Genomic DNA, 20,994 nt, shown 5'->3' on the forward strand with positions numbered 1-20,994 from the left:
CCTCCGCCGGGGGCGTTGCCGCCACCCGGCCCGGGGACACTCCGATGGGGGGATCCGGGCCTGCACTTTGCGTTACGTCTTGCATACTCCTAGTGGTCTGTTGGACGTGCGGTGCGGAGTGGGGCGGACGGATGAGCGAGGGCGCGCGCGGCTGGTCCCGCCGCGACCTGCTGCGCCGGGGCGCCCTGGTGGTGGGCGGCGTGGCCGTCGGCGTGGGGGCATCCGAGGTGTGGCGGAGCACCCATCGCCGGTTGCCACTGGCGGGAGGCCCGGCCAGCGCCACGCTCGGCAACGGGCGGGGAGTCGACTCCGGTGAGCTGGCGGTCATCTGGTCGGTGCCGACCGGGCAACGACTTGTGGCACTCACCTTCGACGACGGCCCGGCACCACAGTGGACCCCGATGGTCCTGGACGCTCTGGCCCAGCACCGGGTGCCCGCCACCTTCTTCCTGGTCGGGGCGCAGGCCAAGCGGCACGCCGACGTCGTCCGCGGTCGACTCGCCGGCCACGAGGTGGGTAACCACAGCTGGAAACACCGCGACCTGGCCCAGATGGACGCCGCCGAGGTGTACGACGACCTGAGCCGCAGCCACGACGCGATCGCCGACGCGACCGGAAGCGCACCCCAACTGGTCCGCCCGCCGTACGGTCACCTGGGTGGGGCGGTGCTGCACGCCGCGGCGCGACTCGACTATCGACTGGTGCTCTGGTCGCTGCAGATGGTGGAGCGCGAGTTTCCGGACGACCCGGCCGGCCACGCCCGGCAGATCACGACCGAGGTCCGGCCGGGGACGATCGTGCTCGGGCACGACGTCGGTGACCGGCGACGTCTGGTCGCCCTCCGCGGTCTGCCGGACATGATCAACGGGCTGCGGGCCCGGGGCTTCACGTTCGTCACCGTCTCCGCGCTGCTCGCAGCGGGTGTGCGGCCCACACCCACACCGACCCGGTAGGGTCCGGCTCCGTGGCGTCCACCCTCTCGGTCCTGACCGGCAATCGGAGTTTCCGCAACCTTTTCCTGGCCGAACTGGTGGTCTTCGGCGCCGACTGGTTCGTCATGGTGCCGCTGCTGGTGCTGCTGCCGCAGCTGACCGGCAGCGGCGTCTGGGGCGCGCTGGTGTTGGCGGTGGACACCGGCATCGTGGCGCTGCTGCTGCCGTACACCGGCACCATCGCCGACCGCGTCGACCGCCGGAAGATCATGATCGGCGCCAACGTGGCCACCCTGGTGGGTGTGTTGCTGCTGCTCGGCGTGCGCAGCGCCGGAACGGCGTGGCTGGCGCTTGTCGCGATCGGGGTGGTCGCGGTGGCCAAGGCGTTCTACTCGCCGGCCGCCCAGGCCGCGCTGCCCAACGTGCTGGAACCGCACGAGTTGGCCGCCGGCAACGCCGTGGCCGGCTCGGCCTGGGGCACCATGACCGTGGTCGGTGCCTCGCTCGGCGGCGTCCTCAGCACCGCTGCCGGCCCGTACGCCTGCTTCTGGGTGGCGGCGGTGAGCCTGGTGCTGGCCGCGGCCCTCGCCACGCGGATCCGCCGCCCGTTGCAGGCACCACGGGACACCGACCTGCCGCCCCAGCGGACCTGGGCCGCGGTCCGCGAGGCGCTCGGCTACATCGGTCACCGCCCCCGGGTGCTCGCGCTGGTCACGGTGAAGTCGGCGGTGGGCCTGGGCAACGGCGTGCTTACCGTGTTCCCGCTGCTGGCCGGCGTGTACGGCGTCGGCTCGCTCGGTGCCGGCCTGCTCTTCGCGGTACGCGGCGCCGGGGCGCTGGTGGGGCCGATCCTGATGCGCCGGGTGCTCACCAGACGGGCGTGGCTGTTGCCGGGGCTCGCGCTGTCGATGTCGCTCTACGGGCTGTCCTATCTGGGCGCGTCGGCGGCGCGTTGGTTTCCGCTGGTGCTGCTGCTGGTCTTCGTGGCGCACTTCGCCGGCGGCAGCAACTGGGTGATGTCGAACTTCGCCCTTCAGGGCGAGGTTCCGGACCGGCTGCGGGGGCGTGTCTTCGCCACCGACATGATGCTCGCGACGCTGGCGATCTCGGTGAGTCAGCTGGCGGTGGCCCTGGTGGTGGACGTGGTGGACGAACGGGTGGTGCTCGCCGGCTGCGGGCTGATCACCCTCGTGTACGCGGTCGGCTGGCGGATCGCCACCCGCCGGCTCACGCTCAGCGATCCGGCTGCGGAGCAGGTGCCGAGCCCGGCCGGCTGAGTCTGTCGATCCCCTAGCCCCGGGGCGTGTGTCAAGGCCCCTGGTCGGCCTGTGGCGGGCCCGGACGACGACCGCCGGACCGCCCCTGGACTCCGCCTCGGCTCGACCGAGGGCTTTGACACACGCCCTAGCATGAGCGCGTGCCGACGAACTTCACCGCCGGGCCGGTCCGTGTCCGGGTCCCCGCGACCAGCGCCAACCTGGGTCCGGGCTTCGACGCGTTGGGTCTCGCCCTCGGGCTCTACGACGACGTGGCCGCCGAGGTCGCGTCGGGCGGGGTTCGGGTGACGGTGACCGGGCAGGGTGCCGGTGAGCTGCCGGCCGACGACCGGCACCTGGTGGTGCGGGCCATGCGGGCCGCGTTCGACGTGCTCGGCGCCCATCCCGAGGGCCTGAGCGTGGAGTGCGTCAACCGGATCCCCCAGGCGCGCGGTCTGGGCTCCTCGTCCGCCGCGATCGTCGCCGGGGTGCTGCTGGCCCGTGCCCTGGTCACCGACGGGGAGCACCGGCTGGACGACCCGGCCGCGCTCCGGCTGGCCGCCGAGATCGAGGGCCATCCCGACAACGTCGCACCGTGCCTGCTCGGCGGCTTCACGGTGGCCTGGTCCGAGCCGGGGGGCGCGCGGGCGGTCTCCCTGCCGGTCGCGGACGGGGTCCGGCCCACCGTTTTCGTCCCGGCGGAGCGCGGGCTGACCGCGGCCGCGCGGGCCGCGTTGCCGGCCACCGTGCCGCATCAGGACGCCGCGTTGACCGCGGGGCGGGCGGCGCTGCTGGTGCACGCGCTCACCGCCGACCCGACCCTGCTGCTGCCGGCGACCGTCGACCGGCTCCACCAGGACTACCGCGCACCCGGGATGCCAGGCACATCGGCCCTGGTCAGAGCGTTGCGAGCGGCGGATGTGGCGGCTGTGGTCAGTGGTGCCGGGCCGACCGTGCTGGCGTTCAGCGAGCCGCCGGCGGGCTTCCCGGTGGGAACAGACTGGCAGATTTGGCAGTTACCGATAGACGTCAGCGGTGCGCGGGTTGCTCGGGGTAGACTGGGACACGCCGAGCGGGACCCTGTTGCCGCAGGTCGGAAGAGTTGATTACGCTCTAGACCTAGCACAGCCGCGAAGCACGCGATCTCCTGCGAGGCGGCGCACCCCCGAAGCTCTCGGCGGTCAGCCCGTCACACCCCTGCCAAAGGCCCACGCCGCACCGCAGATTCCACAGGTCGCCGCAGACGGCGAGACCTGCTCACCGACGTTGGTGAGTCGGGATACCGACCGGCTGCTGTGTCACAGACTCCCGCGACGCGTCCTTGCGAGGCGGGTGCACCGAGGCCGCCCGGCCACCTGAGCTCCGACTCCGGGCAGTCCCGGCCTTTATCGAGGGAAGGAATCCATTGAGCGACACCACCGACGTGACGTCGGATGTTTCCAACGTCGCTGGCGATGCCACCGCCGCCGCTCCCGCCCGTCGGCGGCGTAGCGGCACCGGTCTGTCGGCGATGCTGCTGCCAGAGCTGCAGAGCCTGGCTGCGTCGCTCGGCATCTCCGGCACGGCTCGCATGCGCAAGGGCGAGCTGATCGCCGCGATCTCCGAGCGGCAGGGCGGCAACGCCGCCGGGACCCCTCGACCGCGGGCCGAGGTCGCGGCCGCGGCCGCCCCGACCCGCGAGGGGGTGCGTGCCGAAGTGCGGGAAACCGCCGACCGGCCGGCAGCCGAAGGGCGTAGCGCCGAGCCGGCGCCCGCCGAGCCGGCCGCCGAGACCGAAGGCCGCACTCGCACCCGGCGGAGCCGGACCGCGGCAGCGGAGACCCGTCCGACCGAGACGCGTCCCGCTGAGGCACGTCCGACCGAGGCTCGTCCGACCGAGGCCCGTACCGAAGAGGCGCGTACCGAAGAGGCTGGCGCCGGCGAGCGGACCGACCGCGGCGAGAATCGCCGTGACCGGGCTGAGCGTCCGGAGCGCGCCGAGCGTGCCGACCGCGGCGAGCGTGCCGAGCGGGGCGACCGTGCCGAGCGGGGCGAGCGCAACGACCGGGGCGAGCGTGCCGAGCGGGGCGAGCGTGCCGAGCGGGGCGAGCGCAACGACCGGGGCGACCGCGCCGAGCGGGGCGAGCGCAACGACCGCGCAGAGCGTTCCGACCGGGGCGAGCGTGCCGAGCGCAACGACCGTCCAGAGCGCAACGACCGCGCTGACCGCAACGACCGCAACGACCGTGGTCAGCGTGTCGAGCGGGACAGCGACGGCGACGACGAGGAGGGTGGCGGCCGGCGCGGTCGGCGCAGCCGCTTCCGGGACCGTCGCCGCGGGCGCGGCGAGCGCACCGAGACCGGTGCCGAGACCGGCGGTCGCGAGCCGCAGGTCAGCGAGGACGACGTTCTCGTCCCGGTGGCCGGCATCATCGACGTGCTCGACAACTACGCCTTCGTGCGGACCACCGGCTACCTGGCCGGCCCGAACGACGTGTACGTCTCGATGTCCCAGATCAAGAAGTACGGCCTGCGCCGCGGTGACGCGATCACCGGTGCGGTGCGGGCGGCCCGCGAGGGCGGCAACAGCGGCGACCAGCGGCGCGACAAGTACAACCCGCTGATGCGGCTGGACACCATCAACGGGATGGAGCCGGAGGAGGCGCGGCGCCGGCCGGAGTTCTACAAGCTCACCCCGCTCTACCCGCAGGAGCGCCTGCGCCTGGAGACCGAGCCGCACATCCTGACCACCCGGGTCATCGACCTGGTCATGCCGATCGGCAAGGGTCAGCGGGCACTCATCCAGTCGCCGCCGAAGGCGGGTAAGACGATGGTGCTGCAGGCGATCGCGAACGCGATCACCCGCAACAACCCGGAGTGCCACCTCATGGTGGTGCTTGTGGACGAGCGGCCCGAAGAGGTCACCGACATGCAGCGGTCGATCAAGGGCGAGGTCATCGCGGCCACGTTCGACCGTCCGCCGCAGGACCACACGACCGTGGCCGAGCTGGCCATCGAGCGGGCCAAGCGCCTCGTCGAGCTTGGCCACGACGTGGTCGTGCTGCTCGACTCGGTGACCCGGCTGGGCCGGTCGTACAACCTGGCGGCTCCGGCCAGCGGTCGGATCATGTCGGGTGGTATCGACTCCACGGCGCTCTACCCGCCGAAGCGCTTCCTCGGCGCGGCCCGCAACATCGAGAACGGCGGGTCGCTGACCATCATCGCCACGGCGCTGGTGGAGACCGGGTCCATGGCGGACACGGTCATCTTCGAGGAGTTCAAGGGCACCGGCAACGCGGAGCTGAAGCTGGACCGGAAGATCGCCGACAAGCGGACCTTCCCGGCCATCGACATCAACCCGTCCGGTACGCGTAAGGAAGAGGTCCTGCTCGCACCCGAAGAGCTGGCCATCATCCACAAGCTCCGCAAGGTGCTGCACTCGCTGGACTCGCAGGCGGCGATGGACCTCCTGCTGGACCGGCTCAAGCAGTCCCGCACCAACATCGAGTTCCTGATGCAGATCGCGAAGTCGACGCCGGGGGAGTAACACGTCCCGGGTGACCGACGACGAAGGGGCACGGCCGTCCGGCCGTGCCCCTTCGTCGTACCCCGAGAGGCGGCCCTCAGAAGTCGCCGTCGGCCACCTGGAAGACGGTGAGGCCGAGGGCTCGCCACATCTGGACCACCTGGACCCGGTCGTCGAAGACACCGGCCACCCGGAACCGGTCCCGGATCTCCCGGTCGTAGATCTCCCGCTTCACGATCGAGTCCTTCCGGGAGTCGCCGACGGCACGCAGGTGCAGACCGAGGTACGGGATCCGCACGTGCCGGGCCAGCCACGCCTCGGTGGCCGGGCGGGCGGAGGCGTCCCGCCCGGAACAGAAGACCACCCCGTACCCGGCGGCGTGCATCGCCCGGACCGCCGCGATCACCGCCGTGTTCGGCTGGTCCTCGCCCACCCGGGTCATGTCGTACGGGCTGCGGGAGACGGCCAGCGCGACGGTGCCGTCGATGTCCACCAGGACGATCTCCGGTGGCTCACTCGACGGCGCGTGCACGGCGGCGGGGCGTCCGGTGCGGGCCTGCGGCACCGGCAACGGCAGTGCCCGCCCCCTCAGGTACCGCTCGTGCAGCCGGCGGATCGCGTCCGCACCGACCTGGTCGGCGGGCGCACGCGCGGCGTCACGGCGCAGGCACTCGTCCAGCGGCACGTCGGTGAAGTCGTGCACCTCGAAGATCGCACCGTGCCGGGCGGCCAGGTCGGCCCAGCCCCGCAGCGTCCGCCCGCGCAGGTTGGTGTCGTCCACGCAGACGTCCGCCCGGGCCCGCAGCAGGGCCTCGACCTGGGCCCGCTGGACGACTGTCACCTGCGCCTCGGCCCACTGGGTGAAGAGCCGCTCGCCGTGCAACATCCGGCGCAGGTCGTCCCGGTTGACCCGGAGGACGGACGGCTGAAGCGTACGGGCGAAGGTCGTCTTGCCCGAGGCGGGCAGTCCTCGGGTGGCGATCAGTCGGGTCATCGGCGCACCTCCGGCTCGGTTCGCGTCTCGGACGTGTCGGTCGAGCCGGCACGTCCGAGACGCGCGCTCGTGCGCGTACCCCCGGTGGGGCACGTGGCGGTGGCCCGCCGGGTGGGCGAATGCCCTGCCGGGCGGCGGGAATGCGCAGGGGGGAGCACGTGTTGACGATGCCGGACGAGGTGTGCGGCCCGATTACCGGGTCGGCTCAGGCCCATGGCACACTGGTCAATCGGCCACCGGTTCCGGTTCACGCCCGAGCCCGTCGTGTACGGCGCGACGAGTGTTGACGGCGACCCGGCGACCACCAACGAGAGGACCGAGGCGAGATGAAGGCAAACATCCACCCGGAGTACGTGACCACCGAGGTCAGCTGCTCCTGTGGCAACACGTTCACGACCCGCAGCACCGCCAAGGGCGGCACGATCCACGCCGAGACCTGCAGCGCCTGCCACCCGTTCTACACCGGTAAGCAGCGCGTTCTCGACACCGCCGGCCGGGTCGCGAAGTTCCAGCAGAAGTACGCCAAGGTTCAGGCCAAGAAGGCCAAGTAACTCCTCGTTCGGCGCCCGCGTCCGGTTTCCCACCGGGCGCGGGCGCCGTCCGCGTTGTGCCCTGTTACGCATCCGGCGGTCGGCCTTCGGCCCGACCCGGCCGGCGTCGCACCGTCGAAGGAGCATCCGCAGCATGAGCAGCGAGCGTCTGGCCGGCCTCCTCGACGAGTACGCGGAGCTGGAGAAGCGGTTGGCCGATCCGGCCATCCACGCCGACCAGGCCACCGCGCGCAGGGTGGGTCGCCGCTACGCGGAGCTGGTGCCGCTGCACAAGGCCGCCGATGAGTTGGAACAGGCCCGCGCCGACCTGGCCGCGGCCCGCGAGTTGGCCGCCGAGGACCCGTCCTTCGCGGCCGAGACCGAGGCGATCGCGGCGTCCCTGCCGATGCTGGAGGAGCGCCTCGCCGAGCTGCTCATCCCGCGTGACCCGCACGACGCCAAGGACGTGATCGTCGAGATCAAGGCCGGTGAGGGTGGTGAGGAGTCGGCGCTCTTCGCCGCCGACCTGCTGCGGATGTACACCCGGTACGCCGAGCGGCACGGCTGGATCACCGAGGTGATCGACGCACAGGACTCCGACCTCGGCGGGGTCAAGGACGTCTCGCTGTCGATCAAGACCAAGGGTGTGCCGGAGGGTGGCAACGGCGTCTGGTCGCGACTCAAGTGGGAGGGCGGCGTGCACCGGGTGCAGCGGGTCCCGGTCACCGAGTCGCAGGGCCGCATCCACACCAGCGCCGCCGGGGTGCTGGTGCTGCCCGAGGCCGAGGACGTCGACGTCACCATCGACGCCAACGACCTGCGGATCGACGTGTTCCGGTCGTCCGGCCCGGGTGGCCAGTCGGTGAACACCACGGACTCGGCGGTGCGGATCACCCACCTGCCGACCGGCATCGTCGTCTCCTGCCAGAACGAGAAGTCCCAGTTGCAGAACCGGGAGCAGGCGATGCGGATCCTGCGGGCCCGGCTGCTCGCCGCCGCGCAGGAGCAGGCCGACGCCGCCGCCTCGGACGCCCGGAAGGCGCAGGTGCGCACCGTGGACCGCTCGGAGCGGATCCGCACCTACAACTTCCCGCAGAACCGGATCAGCGACCACCGGATCGGCTACACGGCGTACAACCTGGATCTGGCGCTCGCCGGTGACCTGGACGGGGTGCTGGACGCGCTCGCCGAGGCCGACCGCGCGGCCCGGCTGGCCGGCGACACCGAGCTGACCCGCCGCTAACCGCGACCCCCGACCCGGCGCCACCCCTCGTCGATCTTGGAGTTGTGGTGGGCGGATTGTCCCGCCGCACGGCCTTCGTGAGGCACCACAACTCCTTGATCGACGCCAGCTCGCGCGGGCGCGCGGGCGATCAGCTCGCGCGGGGGCGGGACTTGGCGCGGAGCATCTCCCGGTCGGCCTGCTCGAAGGCGACGCTGAGCGCGTCCCGCAGCCCGCCGCCGGAGACCTCCGCGAAGCCGATGCTCACTCCCACCGGGGTCCCCGGCACCAGCGACTCCCAGTCTTCGAGTCGGACGGCGGCCTCGATCCGGCGGGCCACCTCGGCGGCCTCGGTCATGCCGGTGTCCGGCAGCACCACCACGAACTCGTCCCCGCCGTAGCGGGCCACGAAGTCACCCCGGCGCATCACCCGGTTGATCACCCCGGAGATGCGTTGGAGCACCAGGTCACCGGAGTGGTGCCCGTGGCGGGTGTTGACCGCCTTGAAGCCGTCCAGATCACAGACGCCGATCACCACCCGCTCGCCCCGCCTGACCACGGCGGTGATGTAGCGCTCCAGCCGGCGCCGGTTGGGTAGCCCGGTGAGCGGGTCGGTCAACGCCTCGCCCTCGAATCGTGCCGCCTCGCGGCGCATCTCCTCGTGGTCGATCCGGGCGGCGATGCCGTCGATGTAGACGTCACGCAGCCGATCGTTGCGTTGGGCGGCGAGCCGGAACGCCAGCCGGTCGGCCCGGTGCGCCGCCGGATGGTCACCGGCACAGGCCAGTGCGATGCTGCGCAGGCGGGCCGGCTCGGCCGCCCCGAGCGTCTCGTTGGACACGTGGATGGTGTCCAGTCGGGTGACCGCCTCGATCGGCCGCCCGTCGGCGACGGCGAGGCACACCTGCCCGAGCTGACGCATGTCGCGGGCGCGGGCGCTGTCCCCACCGTGGCTGATCAGGCGGGCCGGTTCGGTCTTCCGGTCGGTCTCCAGTTGGTCGCCGAGCGCGGCCTGCCGGGCCGCCGCGTAGCCGTACGCGGCGAGGCTGCTCGGGCGTAGCCGGCCGGCCCGCCCGGAGCGGACGAAGCGGGCCAGGTCGGCGGCCACGTCCCGGAGCACCCGCAGGCAGCCGTCGCTGTCGCCGTTGTGGTCCAGTGCCACGGCGTTGCGCAGCCGGATGCCGGGCGCGGCGAACGTCTCCTCGGGGATCCCGGCGGTGAGCCCCAGCTGCCGGGCCCGCTCGATGGCCCCCAGGGCGTACCCGTGGAAGCTGAGGTAGCTGTACGCCATCGCCAGGTCGTGCCAGCCCCAGGCGGTGTCCCGGTCCGGGTCCTCGACGGCGCCCAGCGCCCGGGCGGCTCGGACGAGGTGCGTGACGCAGCGGTCCAGTGCGCCCTGGTGGTGGGCGGCGAGGGCGGCGAGTGCGTTGAGGTGCCCGTGCAGGTACGGTTCGGCGAGATCACGGACGGCCGCCGACGCCTCCTCGATGGCCCGGGTGAACTCCGCCGTGCGACCGAGATTGATCAGTGCGGAGAGGCGCTGCACCATCGCGTCCGCCCGTGCCGCCGGGTCGGTCGTGGTGCGGATCACACGCTCCAGCAGCACGTACGACTCCGCGGAGCGGCTGGCCTCCTGCAACGCCCGGGCGCGCGTGAGGGCATCAACCTGGTCATCGACCCGGTCGAGCCAGCCCACCCGCCAACCTCCTGTCGTGTGCGCCGTCCGCGCACCCGTTGGTCGCGCCGCCCGCGACGCATCATGATTATCGCGTGACCACTCTGCCGCAACACCCCCCCGAAGGGACAGGTCCCGTCCGCCCGTCGGCCGCGGTGGCCCGAGCGGCCCGCGCGCTCGCCGCCGCCGGGGTCGGCTCGGCCCGGGTGGAGGCCGAGGTGCTGGCGGCGTACGTGCTGGGGGTGCCCCGCGGTCGGCTGGCGCTCGCCGACGACCTCAGCGGCGAGCAGGTGGCGCGGCTCGACGGCCTGACGCGTCGGCGTGCCGCGCGCGAGCCGTTGCAGCACCTGACCGGCCGGGCCGGGTTCCGGCACCTCGAACTGTCGGTCGGCCCGGGTGTCTTCGTGCCCCGGCCGGAGACCGAGTTGTTGGCCGGCTGGGGCATCGAGCAGGCCCGGGGGCGGGTCGACCCGGTGGTGGTCGACCTGTGTAGCGGCTCGGGCGCGATCGCGCTGGCGGTGGCGCAGGAGGTGGCGGGTGCGCGGGTGATCGCGGTGGAGCGGTCCCCGCAGGCGCTGGCCTGGCTGCGGCGCAACGCGGCGGAGCGGGCCGGGGCGGGGGACCGGCCGATCGAGGTGGTCGAGGCCGACGTGACCGCGCCGGACCTGCTGGCGGCTCTGGTGGGCTCGGTGGACGTGCTGCTCTGCAACCCGCCGTACGTGCCCGACGACGTGGTGGTCCCGCCGGAGGTGGCCGGGCACGACCCCGCCGAGGCGGTCTTCGGCGGCGCGGACGGCCTGACGGTGATCCGTCCGGTCGTCGGCCGGGCGGCGGTGCTGCTGCGCGCGGGCGGCGTCTTCGGGGTCGAGCACGACGACACCCACGGCGCGGCGGTCCCCGGCCTGCTGGCCGAGGACGGCGGATTCACCGCCGTCACGGAACATCTGGACCTCACCGGACGGCCCCGTTACGCCACCGCGTCCCGACGGGCGGACGGCCAGCACGCCCCGGCCGGGGCGGCGTGGCAGACTGACTCCTCGTGATGCTCTACGACTGTCGGTCGCCCGCCGATCGGGACCGCGGCATCGCCGCGGCGATCGAGGCGGTCAAGAACGGCGAGCTTGTCGTCCTCCCCACCGACACCGTCTATGGGATCGGCGCGGACGCGTTCACCCCGTACGCGGTCAAGGCCCTGCTGGATGCCAAGGGCCGGGATCGGCAGATGCCGCCGCCGGTGCTGATCGGCTCGCGGCACACCCTGGACGGGTTGGTCTTCTCGCTGCCCACCGCCGCACGGGACCTGGTGGAGGCGTTCTGGCCGGGTGCGCTGACGATCGTGGTCGAGCACTCGCCGAGCCTGCAGTGGGACCTGGGCGACAAGACGGGCACGGTGGCGGTGCGGATGCCGCTGCACCCGGTGGCCCTCGAAGTGCTGCGCGAGACCGGCCCGATGGCGGTCTCGTCGGCCAACAAGACCGGTCAGCCCGCCGCGGTGACCGCCGAGGAGGCACGGGACCAGCTCAGCTACTCGGTGCGGGCCTACCTGGAGGCCGGTCCGTGCCCGGACCCGGTGCCCAGCACGATCGTGGACCTGACCGGTGAGGTGCCGCAACTGCTGCGGGCCGGTGCGATCCCGCTGGAGAAGCTGCGCGACGTCGTGCCGGACCTCGTCGACGTCCGGGGGGTCTGAGTGCCCCCGTTCACGGTCCTGCACGTCTGCATGGGCAACATCTGCCGCTCCCCGATGGCGGAGCGGCTGCTCGCCCTCGCGGTGCGGGAGCGGTTGACCCGGCGTGCGCAGGACCCGACCCAGGCCGACGGGCTGGTGCACAGCCACAGCGCCGGCACGGGTGGTTGGCACGCGGGTGAGGAGATGAACCCGCCGGCGGCCCGGCAGGTCACCGGCCGTGGTGGGGACGTGGAGGGGTTCGCCGCGCGCAAGCTGCGCTCGGACCACATCGACGCCGCCGACCTGGTCCTGACCGCCACTGCCGACCAGCAGGAGTACGTGGTGGCGCTGCGACCGGACGCGGCGGCCCGCACGTTCGTGCTGGGCGAGTTCGGCCGGCTACTGGCCGCGGTGGACGCCGCCGCGTTGCCGCCGGGCGACGCGACCCCGGATGCCGTGTACGCCCGGGGTGTGGCCCTGGTGGCCGCCGCTCACGATGCCCGGGTGGGCACCTCGACGCTGCCGACGGACGATCTGGACGACCCGTGGGGTCGTGGTGACCAGTGCTTCAGCCGGGTCGCCGACGAGATCGAGGAGACGGTCCACCCGCTGGCCGGCGCGCTGCTGCCCTGAGCGCGGTGCGAGTTTCCTCCGGGTTTGGGGAAAACCTGGGGTGAAAGGGGCGTTGCGGGTCATTCTGAACGGGTCCTAGCGTGACCGGCTCCTGCGGGGAGAGCTGATGATCCGGGCCCATTTCCACAAACTGCTGACCGTGGTGATCGCCGGCGTACTCGCCGGGTTGGTGCTGGCCGCGGCCGCCCTGCCGGCGGCGCTGGTGTTCGGGATCGGCTTCAGTGCCCTGTCCACGCCGTACTCGGAGCTGCCGAACACGCTCCGCACGCCGCCCACCGCCCAGCGCTCCAACCTCTACGCCAACGACGGCACCACCCTGATCACCTCCTTCTACCAGGAGGACCGGGTGGACGTGCCGCTGCACGAGGTGGCCCCGGTGATGCGCCAGGCGATCGTGGCCGCCGAGGACGTCCGGTTCTACCGGCACAGCGGTGTGGACCTGCGGGGCGTGGTACGCGCGTTCACCGTCAACCGGCGCGACGGCCAGACCCGGCAGGGCGCCTCCACGCTGACCATGCAGTACGTCCGCAACGTGCTCAGCAGCGACCCCCGGCTGACCGAGGCGCAGCGCGTGGCGGCCACCGAGGTCACCACCGCCCGCAAACTCCAGGAGATGCGGTACGCGCTCGCGTTGGAGCGCGAACTCGACAAGGAGGAGATCCTCACCCGCTACCTCAACATCGCCTACTTCGGCGCCGGGGCGTACGGCATCGCGGCGGCCAGCAAGCGCTACTTCTCCCGCTCTCCGGCCGAGCTGACCCTGGCCCAGGCGGCACTGCTGGCCGGTCTGGTCCGCTCGCCGGACAGCGACGACCCGATCAACGGTGACGCCGACAGCGCGCTGGCGCGGCGGTCGTACGTGTTGGAGCGGCTGGTGGAGTCGGGGCAGGTGCCGGCGGACGCGGCGACGGCGGCGCGGGCCGAGCCACTGCAACTACGGCCCAGCGAGACCCCGAACGACTGCACGGCGGTGCCCGAGACGCACAACGACTGGGGGTTCTTCTGCGATTGGTTCACCCGCTGGTGGAGTAGCCAGTCCGCGTTCGGGGCGACGGCCGACGAGCGGCAGCGGGCGCTACGCCGGGGCGGCTTCTCCATCGTGTCGTCGCTGGACCCCGGGGTGCAGCGGGCCACCACCGAGCAGGTGCTCAAGATCTATCAGCCGACCGATGCCGAGACGGTGCCGACCGCGGTGGTGCAGCCGGGCACCGGACGGGTGCTGGCGATGTCGGTGAACCGCGCCTACGGCGTGCGGGACAACCCGGTCGGGCAGAAGAACCGCCCCAACACCGTCAACCAGTTGATCGCCGGTGGCGGTGCGATCGAGGGGTACCAGGGCGGTTCGACGTTCAAGCTCTTCACCATGCTGGCCGCGCTGGAGGCGGGCCTGCCGCTGTCGACCGACTTCGTGGCCCCCACCCAGTTGCTCACCCGCTTCCCGGTGACCGGGGAGGCGAGCTGTGACGGCCACTGGTGCCCGGCGAACGCCAGCCCGTCGGCGATGGACGGCCCCCGCACCATGTGGAGCGCGTTCGGCCGGTCGGTGAACACGTACTTCGCCTGGCTCACCGAGAAGGTCGGCGCCGACCGGGTGGTGGAGATGGCCGAGCGACTCGGCATCGTGCTCCGGGCCGACGCCGACGCCCGACTGGCCCGCTACGGCGCGAAGGACTGGGGTCCGTTCACCCTGGGCGTTGCCGCGACCACGCCGCTGGACCTGGCCACCGCGTACGCCACGGTGGCGGCCGAGGGGATCCGGTGCGCGCCGCTGCCAGTGGTGTCGATCACCGACTCGGGCGGCCGACCGGTCGACGCCGCCAAGCCGGACTGCCGACAGGTGCTCGACGCCGACGTGGCGCGGGCGGCCACCGACGCGGCCCGCTGCCCGGTCGGCGACCAGTCGATGTACGGGCGTTGCGACGGTGCTACCGCGCCCGGCCTGCGCGCACGGCTCGGCCGTCCGGTGGCGGGCAAGACCGGCAGCTCGGAACGGTACGAGACGGAGACAGTCGTGGCGTTCACACCGCAACTCGCGGTCGCCTCGATGGCGGCGAACCCGGACGATCCCCGGGACGCGGTCGGTCAGGCCGTACAGGCCCGGATGGTGGACGCGGTCGGCGAGGTGCTCGCCACCGCCCTGCGCGACCAGCCGATTCGCGACTTCGTCCCGCCCAGCGAGCGCACGGCCTACCAGCTGACCGAAGCCCGCACCGGCAACTGACTCGACAGCGAACCGTACCTAAGAGGCGACAGGGACCACCCTCCACCGTTCCCTTTGCTCTGCACCCGCGGATGCGACGGCTACGTTCCGTGATCGGTGCATATCGGGGTGCAGAGCAAAGGGGTCGGGGGTGGGGTGGTCTGCCGTGCCCCTTCGCCGCGCGACAGGGACCAACCCGACCCGACTGCCGATCAGGGAGTTTGTTCGGCGTTGCGGGCTATGTTGCGGGCCATTCCGCCGAAGACCAGCGCGTGGAAGGGCGCCACCGAGCCCCAGTAGGCGTGGCCGGCCAGGCCGCGGGGCAGGAAGACCGCGCGTTGCTGGTAGCGGCTGCGGCCACCCTCGGCCGGCAGCACCCGCATCTCCAACCAGGCCCGGCCGGGCAGCCGCATCTCGGCGCGCAGGCGCAGCAGCTCGCCGGGGACGATCTCCTCGACCCGCCAGAAGTCCAGCGCCTCGCCGACCTGGAGGCGGTGCGGGTCCCGTCGGCCGCGACGCAGCCCGACCCCGCCGACCAGCCGGTCCAGCCAGCCGCGCACCGACCAGGCGAGTGGGAACGAGTACCAGCCGTGTTCGCCGCCGACCCCCTCGATGACCCGCCAGAGCGCCACGGCCGGCGCGTCCACGGTTCTCTCCCGGACGTCGGTGTAGGCGGTGCCGCCGGACCAGCCCGGGTCACTGGGCAGTGGCTCGGCGGGCGCGTCCGGGCCGCTCGCGGTCGACCAGCGGGTCTCCACCTGGGCGTCCCGGACCTTGGCGAGCGCCAGCGCCACCGCGTTGTCGAAGCCGGTCAGCCCGCCGGACGGGTCGGGAACGTACCGGGCGATGTCGTGTTCGTGGGCGACCGCCTCGTGGATCAGGCTCTCCACCAGGGGGCGGGCGATCGCGTTCGGCACCGGGGTGATCAGGCCGACCCAGTGCGAGGAGAGCGACGGGGTGAGCGGGCGGACCGGCACGATGATCCGCCGGCGCAGCCCGGCCACCCGGGCGTAGCGCTGCATCATCTCGCGGAAGGTCAGCACGTCGGGTCCGGCGATGTCGAAGCCCCGGCTGACGTCCGGCGGCAGGTCGACGCAGCCGGCCAGGTAGCGCAGCACGTCGCGGACCGCGATGGGTTGGATCCGGTTGCGCACCCAGCGGGGGGTGACCATGGCGGGCAGCCGCTCGGTGAGGTACCGCAGCATCTCGAACGACGCCGAGCCGGAGCCGATGATCACCGCGGCCCGGAGCACCGCCGTGGGCACACCGCTGGCCAGCAGGATCCGGCCCACCTCGGCGCGGGACCGCAGGTGCGGGGAGGGGACCTCCGCGTCGGACGCCGGCTGCGGCCCGCCCAGGTAGACGATTCGGCGTACGCCCGCCGCGCGGGCCGCCGCCGCGAAGTTCGTCGCCGCCGCCCGGTCGGCCGCCTCGAAGTCGGGCCGGCCGAGTGAGTGCACCAGGAAGTACGCGACGTCCACGTCGGCGAAGGCGGCGGGCAACGTGTCCGGCCGGCTCAGGTCCCCCTCGACGATCTCGGCCGCCGAGGCCCAGGGCACATCGCGCAGCCGGACCGCCTTGCGGGCCAGGCACCGCACGGTGTGACCCTCGGCGAGCAGCAGCGGCGTCAGCCGCCCGCCGATGTATCCGGTGGCTCCGGTGACCAGGCATCTCACAGGTCCCAGTGTGCGGCCCCCTAGACTCGTTCGCTGTGGAGACCGAGACGAGCACCTTCTGGGGGCCGGATTTCGCCCAGCTCAGGGCCACCGACCCGGAGATCGCCGGGGTGGTCCTCGGCGAGCTGGACCGGTTGCGGGGTGGCCTGCAGCTCATCGCCAGCGAAAACCTGACCTCGCCGGCGGTGCTGGCCGCGCTCGGTTCGACGCTCACCAACAAGTACGCCGAGGGCTATCCGGGCCGGCGCTACTACGGCGGCTGCGCCGAGGTGGACCGGGCCGAGGAGATCGGCATCGCCCGGGCCAAGGAGCTCTTCGGGGCCGAGCACGCCAACCTCCAGCCGCACTCCGGGGCGAGCGCCAACCTGGCCGCGTACGCCGCGCTGGTGCAGCCGGGGGACACCGTGCTGGCGATGGACCTGCCGCACGGCGGGCACCTCACCCACGGCAGCCGGGTGAACTTCTCCGGCAAGTGGTTCCGCCCGGTCGGTTACCCGGTCCGCCCGGACACCGAGCTGATCGACTACGACGAGGTACGGGATCTGGCGCGGACGCACCGACCCAAGCTGATCATCTGTGGCGCGACCGCGTACCCCCGTCTGATCGACTTCGCCCGGTTCCGGGAGATCGCCGACGAGGTGGGGGCGTACCTGATGGTGGACGCCGCGCACTTCATCGGCCTGGTCGCCGGCCGGGCGATCCCGTCCCCGGTGCCGTACGCGGACGTCGTCTGCGCCACCACCCACAAGGTGTTGCGCGGCCCGCGCGGCGGCATGATCCTCTGCCGGGAGTCGCTGGCCCAGCGGATCGACAAGGCGGTCTTCCCGTTCACCCAGGGTGGCCCGCTGATGCACGCCGTCGCGGCCAAGGCGGTCGCGCTACGCGAGGCCGCCCAGCCCGAGTTCCAGACGTACGCCCGGCAGGTGGTCAGCAACGCCCAGGCGCTCGCGGCCGGGTTGGCCGACGAGGGGATGCGCCAGGTGTCCGGTGGCACGGACACCCACCTCGCCCTGATCGACCTGCGGGAGGTGGGGGTGACCGGCGCGGAGGCCGAGCGACGCTGCGACGCCGCGTCGATCACCCTGAACAAGAACGCCATCCCGTACGACCCGCAGCCGCCGATGGTGGCCTCCGGCCTGCGGGTGGGCACTCCGAGCGTGACCACCCAGGGCATGCGGGAGGGGGAGCTGCGGCAGGTGGCCACCCTCATCACCCGCGCGGTGCGCACCGATCCCGGAGCACCGGGTGGTGCCGACGAGCTGACCCGGATCGGTGCCGAGGTGGCCGAGCTGGTCGCGGCGTTTCCGGCGTACCCCCGTGGCTGAGCCCGGGGTGGTCGCGCCCGAGACCGATCGGCGGTGGCGGCTGCGGCACCTGCCGGTCCTGTTGGGTGCGTCGGCGGCGTTGGCGGTGCTCGCCGCGGTGGTGGGCGGGGCGACCGGCGGCGCGACGGCCGCGCTCGGCGCGGCGGCTGGCGTGGGCGTCACGGTGCTCAGCTACACCCTCACGACAGTGGTGCTGGCCTGGGCCGACCAGATCAACCCACAGTTGCTGCTGCCGCTGGGGCTGGGCCTGTACGCGGTGAAGTTCACCCTCCTGGGTGTGGTGATGGTGGCGGTGGCCTCGTCCGGTTGGGCCGGATTGATCCCGCTCTGCCTCGGCATCGTTGCCGGGGTGGCAGTGTGGACGGCGGTGCACATCTGGTGGCTGACCACGGTGCACGCTCGCCGACCGCGGGACTGACCTGGCCACGACCCGGTCGTCCCACCTGTCGGACGCGCGGCAACGTGTCGGCCTCCGGTCATTTTGCGACGGGCGGAAGGGGAGTACCGTGCCCACAGACGACGGAGCCCACGAAGTGCCCACACAACGACGGTTGTGCGGGGGGTGAGGCACAGCCTCGTCTTCCCGGCTGATATCGTTCGCCCCGTCATGGCTGGTGACCAAACCCCCCGTCCCGCCGGCGAACCGGACGACATTCCGTCCGGCGCCGGTCAGGGTTGGACCGCGCTCAGCTACCTCATCGGAGGCATGCTCGTGTGGGGTTTCGTTGGCTGGCTGGTCGACCAGTGGCTCGAGACCGGCGGCATCGCCACCGGCATCGGCGTCGTGCTCGGCATGACCGGGGGCATCATCCTGGTCGTCCGCCGGCTCGGCACGCCTACTTAGGAAGGGACGCGGTGTTCGGACAGGCGAACGTTCTGGCAGCGGGCCAGGCGATATTCCCACCCAGCGTGGAAGACTTCTACCTGCCCAGCATCCTGCCTTGGGGCGCACACGACTCCTACTGGTTCACCAAGATCACGGCGATGGTCTGGATCGCGGTCGGCGTCCTGATCATCTTCTTCCTGGCGACGTACCGGAAGCCGCAGCTCGTGCCGACCAAGAAGCAGTGGCTCGCCGAGTCGATCTACGGTTTCGTGCGGAACAACATCGCGGTCGACATGATCGGGCACGCGGGTGTGCGGTTCGCTCCGTACTTCACCACGCTGTTCTGCTTCATCCTGGTGACGAACCTGTTCGCGATCGTGCCGGTTTTCCAGATCTCTCCGAACTCGCACATCGCGTTCCCGGTGATCCTCACCGCCATCAGTTACGTGATGTTCATCTGGATCGGCATCCGCAAGCACGGCTTCTTCAAGTACTTCAAGTCGGCGATGATCCCGCCGGCTCCGTGGTACATCCTGCCGATCCTGGTTCCGATCGAGTTCGCCTCGACCTTCCTCTTCCGGCCGTTCACTCTGGCCGTCCGTCTCTTCGCGAACATGTTCGCGGGTCACATGATCCTGCTGGTCTTCACGCTCGGCGGGTTCGCGATGATCCAGTCGAACGCCTGGCTGGCGCCGGTGTCGGTGCTGTCCTGGGTGATGACCGTGGCGCTCACCTTCCTCGAGTTCCTGGTGATCGTTCTGCAGGCCTACGTCTTCACGGTGCTGTCCGCGAGCTACGTGCAGGGCTCGCTCGCCGACGGGCACTGATCCACTTCGCACCAACCGTTGTCGTCCCGCGTGACAGTCACGCGTGATCACCAGGAGGAACCACCAATGGACGCTAGCGTTCTCGCCGAAGTAACCGGCAGCACCGCCGCCATCGGCTACGGCCTCGCGGCTATCGGCCCGGGCATCGGCGTCGGCCTGGTCTTCGCCGCCTACATCCAGTCGACCGCCCGCCAGCCGGAGTCGTCCCGGATGACCCTGCCGTACGTCTGGATCGGCTTCGCCGTTATCGAGGCCCTGGCGCTGCTGGGTGTCGCGTTCGGCTTCGTCTGGTCCGGCACCGCCGGCTGATCCAGCCCCTCTGACCGGGAGGTTTCCCATGTACTTCCTTGCCGCCGAGGGTGGTGAGACGACCCACAACCCGATCATCCCGCTCTGGCAGGAGCTGATCGTCGGTTCGGTTGCCTTCGCCGTGCTCTGCTTCGTGCTGATGAAGTTCGTCTTCCCCCGCATGGAGCAGACGTTCCAGGCTCGGGTCGACGCGATCGAGGGCGGCATCAAGCGTGCCGAGGCCGCCCAGGCCGAGGCGAACCAGCTGCTCGAGCAGTACCGTGCCCAGCTCGCTGAGGCCCGGACCGACGCCGCCAAGATCCGTGACGACGCGCGGGCCGACGCCGAGGGGATCCGACAGGACATCCTCGCCAAGGCGCGGGAAGAGTCCGACCGGGTCATCCAGGCGGGCAAGGACGCACTCGCCGCCGAGCGGGCCACCATCGTGCGCGAGCTGCGCGCCGAGGTCGGCACGATCGCGGTGGACCTGGCCAGCAAGATCGTTGGCGAGTCGCTGGCCGACGAGGCGCGACGCAAGGGCACCGTCGACCGGTTCCTGAGCGGCCTCGAGAGCACGGGGGCCCGCTGATGCAGGCCGCCAGCCGGGAGTCGTACAAGGTCGCGGCCGAGCGCCTCGACGCGTACGTCCGCGGCGCGGAGCCGTCGGCGGTGGCCTCCACCGCCGACGCCATCCTCTCCGTGGCGACCCTGCTGCGGCGTGAGCCGCGGCTGCGCCGGGCGCTCTCCGAGCCGTCCCGGTCCGGCGAGGACCGCGGGGCCCTGCTCGGCGACATGCTGGGCGGGCGGATCGGCGCGGACGCGCTCGACCTGCTCGTGTCGCTCGTCGCCGGCCGGTGGTCGGCACCGTCGGAGCTGCTCGACGGTGCCGAGCGGCTCGGCGTGGAGGCGCTGCTGGCCAGCGCCGACTCCGCCGGAGAGCTGGGCGAGGTCGAGGACGAGCTGTTCCGCTTCGGTCAGGTCGTGGCCGGTCAGTCGGCGTTGGGCAACACGCTCGCCGACCCGGTCGCCCCGGTCGAGCAGCGGGCCACCCTGGCCCGCGAGCTGCTCGCCGACAAGGCCCGCCCGGTCACCGTCCGCCTCGTCGAGGTGGCGCTCAGCGGGTTCGGGGGGCGCTCCTTCACCGGCGCGTTGACCCGGCTGGTGGAGCTCGCCGCCGAGCGGAGCGACCGGCAGGTGGCGTACGTGACAGTCGCGGCCCCGTTGAGTGACGAGGACGAACGCCGGCTGGGTGCGAGCCTCGCCGCGATATACGGTCGAGAGGTCTCCGTCAAGCAGACGGTCGACCCGCACGTCCTGGGTGGCGTGAGTGTGCGGGTCGGTTCCGACCTGTACGACGGCACCATCCTGCGCCGCCTCAACGAGACCCGCAACGCGCTCGCGAAGCGCTGAACGGCTTCGCCGCCCAGCAATGCGGT

Annotated in this window: 20 protein-coding genes; 17 read left to right on the forward strand and 3 right to left on the reverse strand. The window is 72.2% G+C overall.

The window, feature by feature from the left end:
- Positions 1–131: 131 nt before the first annotated feature.
- The 4 genes from AB0B14_RS26275 (at position 132) to rho (ending at position 5,714) form a co-directional block, all read left to right on the forward strand.
- The gene (locus tag AB0B14_RS26275) at positions 132–953 is read left to right on the forward strand and encodes a polysaccharide deacetylase family protein (protein ID WP_357066846.1); all 822 of its coding nucleotides are present in this window, start codon (positions 132–134) and stop codon (positions 951–953) included.
- 11 nt (positions 954–964) lie between these two features.
- Positions 965–2,209, forward strand: coding sequence for an MFS transporter (locus tag AB0B14_RS26280; protein ID WP_357066848.1), 1,245 nt, complete (start codon positions 965–967; stop codon positions 2,207–2,209).
- Positions 2,210–2,349: 140 nt separating this feature from the next.
- Positions 2,350–3,294 (forward strand): homoserine kinase, encoded by a 945-nt coding sequence (thrB, locus tag AB0B14_RS26285; RefSeq protein ID WP_357066850.1) that lies wholly within the window; start codon positions 2,350–2,352, stop codon positions 3,292–3,294.
- Positions 3,295–3,593: 299 nt separating this feature from the next.
- Entirely contained in the window at positions 3,594–5,714 is a 2,121-nt protein-coding gene (rho, locus tag AB0B14_RS26290) for a transcription termination factor Rho (protein WP_357524731.1), read from the forward strand.
- A 76-nt stretch (positions 5,715–5,790) separates the two neighbouring features.
- Here rho and AB0B14_RS26295 read toward each other — a convergent pair whose 3' ends face one another.
- Positions 5,791–6,687, reverse strand: a complete 897-nt coding sequence (locus tag AB0B14_RS26295) for an AAA family ATPase (protein WP_357066854.1) — start codon at positions 6,685–6,687, stop codon at positions 5,791–5,793.
- Positions 6,688–7,013: 326 nt separating this feature from the next.
- On the opposite strand from AB0B14_RS26295, the gene rpmE reads away from it, so the two are divergent.
- Together rpmE and prfA are read left to right on the forward strand one after the other, a co-directional pair.
- Positions 7,014–7,238 (forward strand): 50S ribosomal protein L31, encoded by a 225-nt coding sequence (gene rpmE / locus AB0B14_RS26300; protein WP_355008073.1) that lies wholly within the window; start codon positions 7,014–7,016, stop codon positions 7,236–7,238.
- Positions 7,239–7,371: 133 nt separating this feature from the next.
- Positions 7,372–8,460, forward strand: a complete 1,089-nt coding sequence (prfA, locus tag AB0B14_RS26305; RefSeq protein WP_357066856.1) for a peptide chain release factor 1 — start codon at positions 7,372–7,374, stop codon at positions 8,458–8,460.
- 130 nt (positions 8,461–8,590) lie between these two features.
- Here the strand turns inward: prfA and AB0B14_RS26310 are convergent, their stop codons facing one another.
- Complete coding sequence (locus tag AB0B14_RS26310; RefSeq protein WP_357066858.1) at positions 8,591–10,135, reverse strand: GGDEF domain-containing protein; 1,545 nt, start codon at positions 10,133–10,135, stop codon at positions 8,591–8,593.
- 74 nt (positions 10,136–10,209) lie between these two features.
- On the opposite strand from AB0B14_RS26310, the gene prmC reads away from it, so the two are divergent.
- The 4 genes from prmC (at position 10,210) to AB0B14_RS26330 (ending at position 14,637) form a co-directional block, all read left to right on the forward strand.
- Positions 10,210–11,157, forward strand: coding sequence for a peptide chain release factor N(5)-glutamine methyltransferase (gene prmC, locus AB0B14_RS26315; protein WP_357066860.1), 948 nt, complete (start codon positions 10,210–10,212; stop codon positions 11,155–11,157).
- Positions 11,157–11,804 carry an L-threonylcarbamoyladenylate synthase gene (locus tag AB0B14_RS26320; RefSeq protein WP_357067216.1) on the forward strand — a complete coding sequence of 216 codons (648 nt, stop codon included), beginning with the start codon at positions 11,157–11,159 and terminating at the stop codon, positions 11,802–11,804. The genes prmC and AB0B14_RS26320 overlap by 1 nt, the downstream gene beginning before the upstream one ends.
- The gene (locus tag AB0B14_RS26325) at positions 11,805–12,416 is read left to right on the forward strand and encodes a phosphotyrosine protein phosphatase (protein ID WP_357066863.1); all 612 of its coding nucleotides are present in this window, start codon (positions 11,805–11,807) and stop codon (positions 12,414–12,416) included.
- 106 nt (positions 12,417–12,522) lie between these two features.
- The gene (locus AB0B14_RS26330; protein WP_357066865.1) at positions 12,523–14,637 is read left to right on the forward strand and encodes a transglycosylase domain-containing protein; all 2,115 of its coding nucleotides are present in this window, start codon (positions 12,523–12,525) and stop codon (positions 14,635–14,637) included.
- A 191-nt stretch (positions 14,638–14,828) separates the two neighbouring features.
- Here the strand turns inward: AB0B14_RS26330 and AB0B14_RS26335 are convergent, their stop codons facing one another.
- Complete coding sequence (locus tag AB0B14_RS26335; RefSeq protein ID WP_357066868.1) at positions 14,829–16,292, reverse strand: SDR family oxidoreductase; 1,464 nt, start codon at positions 16,290–16,292, stop codon at positions 14,829–14,831.
- 35 nt (positions 16,293–16,327) lie between these two features.
- Between AB0B14_RS26335 and glyA the strand changes: the two genes are divergently transcribed.
- From glyA to AB0B14_RS26370, 7 genes are all read left to right on the forward strand, one after another.
- Complete coding sequence (gene glyA, locus AB0B14_RS26340) at positions 16,328–17,617, forward strand: serine hydroxymethyltransferase (RefSeq protein WP_357066870.1); 1,290 nt, start codon at positions 16,328–16,330, stop codon at positions 17,615–17,617.
- Positions 17,610–18,035, forward strand: coding sequence for a hypothetical protein (locus AB0B14_RS26345; protein WP_357524733.1), 426 nt, complete (start codon positions 17,610–17,612; stop codon positions 18,033–18,035). The genes glyA and AB0B14_RS26345 overlap by 8 nt, the downstream gene beginning before the upstream one ends.
- 189 nt (positions 18,036–18,224) lie before the next feature.
- Positions 18,225–18,461 carry a hypothetical protein gene (locus AB0B14_RS26350; protein ID WP_357066874.1) on the forward strand — a complete coding sequence of 79 codons (237 nt, stop codon included), beginning with the start codon at positions 18,225–18,227 and terminating at the stop codon, positions 18,459–18,461.
- 11 nt (positions 18,462–18,472) lie between these two features.
- Positions 18,473–19,270 (forward strand): F0F1 ATP synthase subunit A, encoded by a 798-nt coding sequence (gene atpB / locus AB0B14_RS26355; protein WP_357066876.1) that lies wholly within the window; start codon positions 18,473–18,475, stop codon positions 19,268–19,270.
- Positions 19,271–19,336: 66 nt separating this feature from the next.
- Entirely contained in the window at positions 19,337–19,579 is a 243-nt protein-coding gene (locus tag AB0B14_RS26360) for an ATP synthase F0 subunit C (protein WP_357066878.1), read from the forward strand.
- A 28-nt stretch (positions 19,580–19,607) separates the two neighbouring features.
- On the forward strand, positions 19,608–20,147 hold the full coding sequence (locus tag AB0B14_RS26365) for a F0F1 ATP synthase subunit B (RefSeq protein ID WP_357066879.1): 540 nt from the start codon (positions 19,608–19,610) through the stop codon (positions 20,145–20,147).
- Positions 20,147–20,968, forward strand: a complete 822-nt coding sequence (locus tag AB0B14_RS26370) for a F0F1 ATP synthase subunit delta (RefSeq protein WP_357066881.1) — start codon at positions 20,147–20,149, stop codon at positions 20,966–20,968. Before AB0B14_RS26365 ends, AB0B14_RS26370 begins: the two co-directional genes overlap by 1 nt.
- The last annotated feature ends 26 nt before the right edge of the window (positions 20,969–20,994 follow it).

This window comes from Micromonospora sp. NPDC049171, from assembly GCF_040648275.1.
Lineage (GTDB): Bacteria > Actinomycetota > Actinomycetes > Mycobacteriales > Micromonosporaceae > Micromonospora.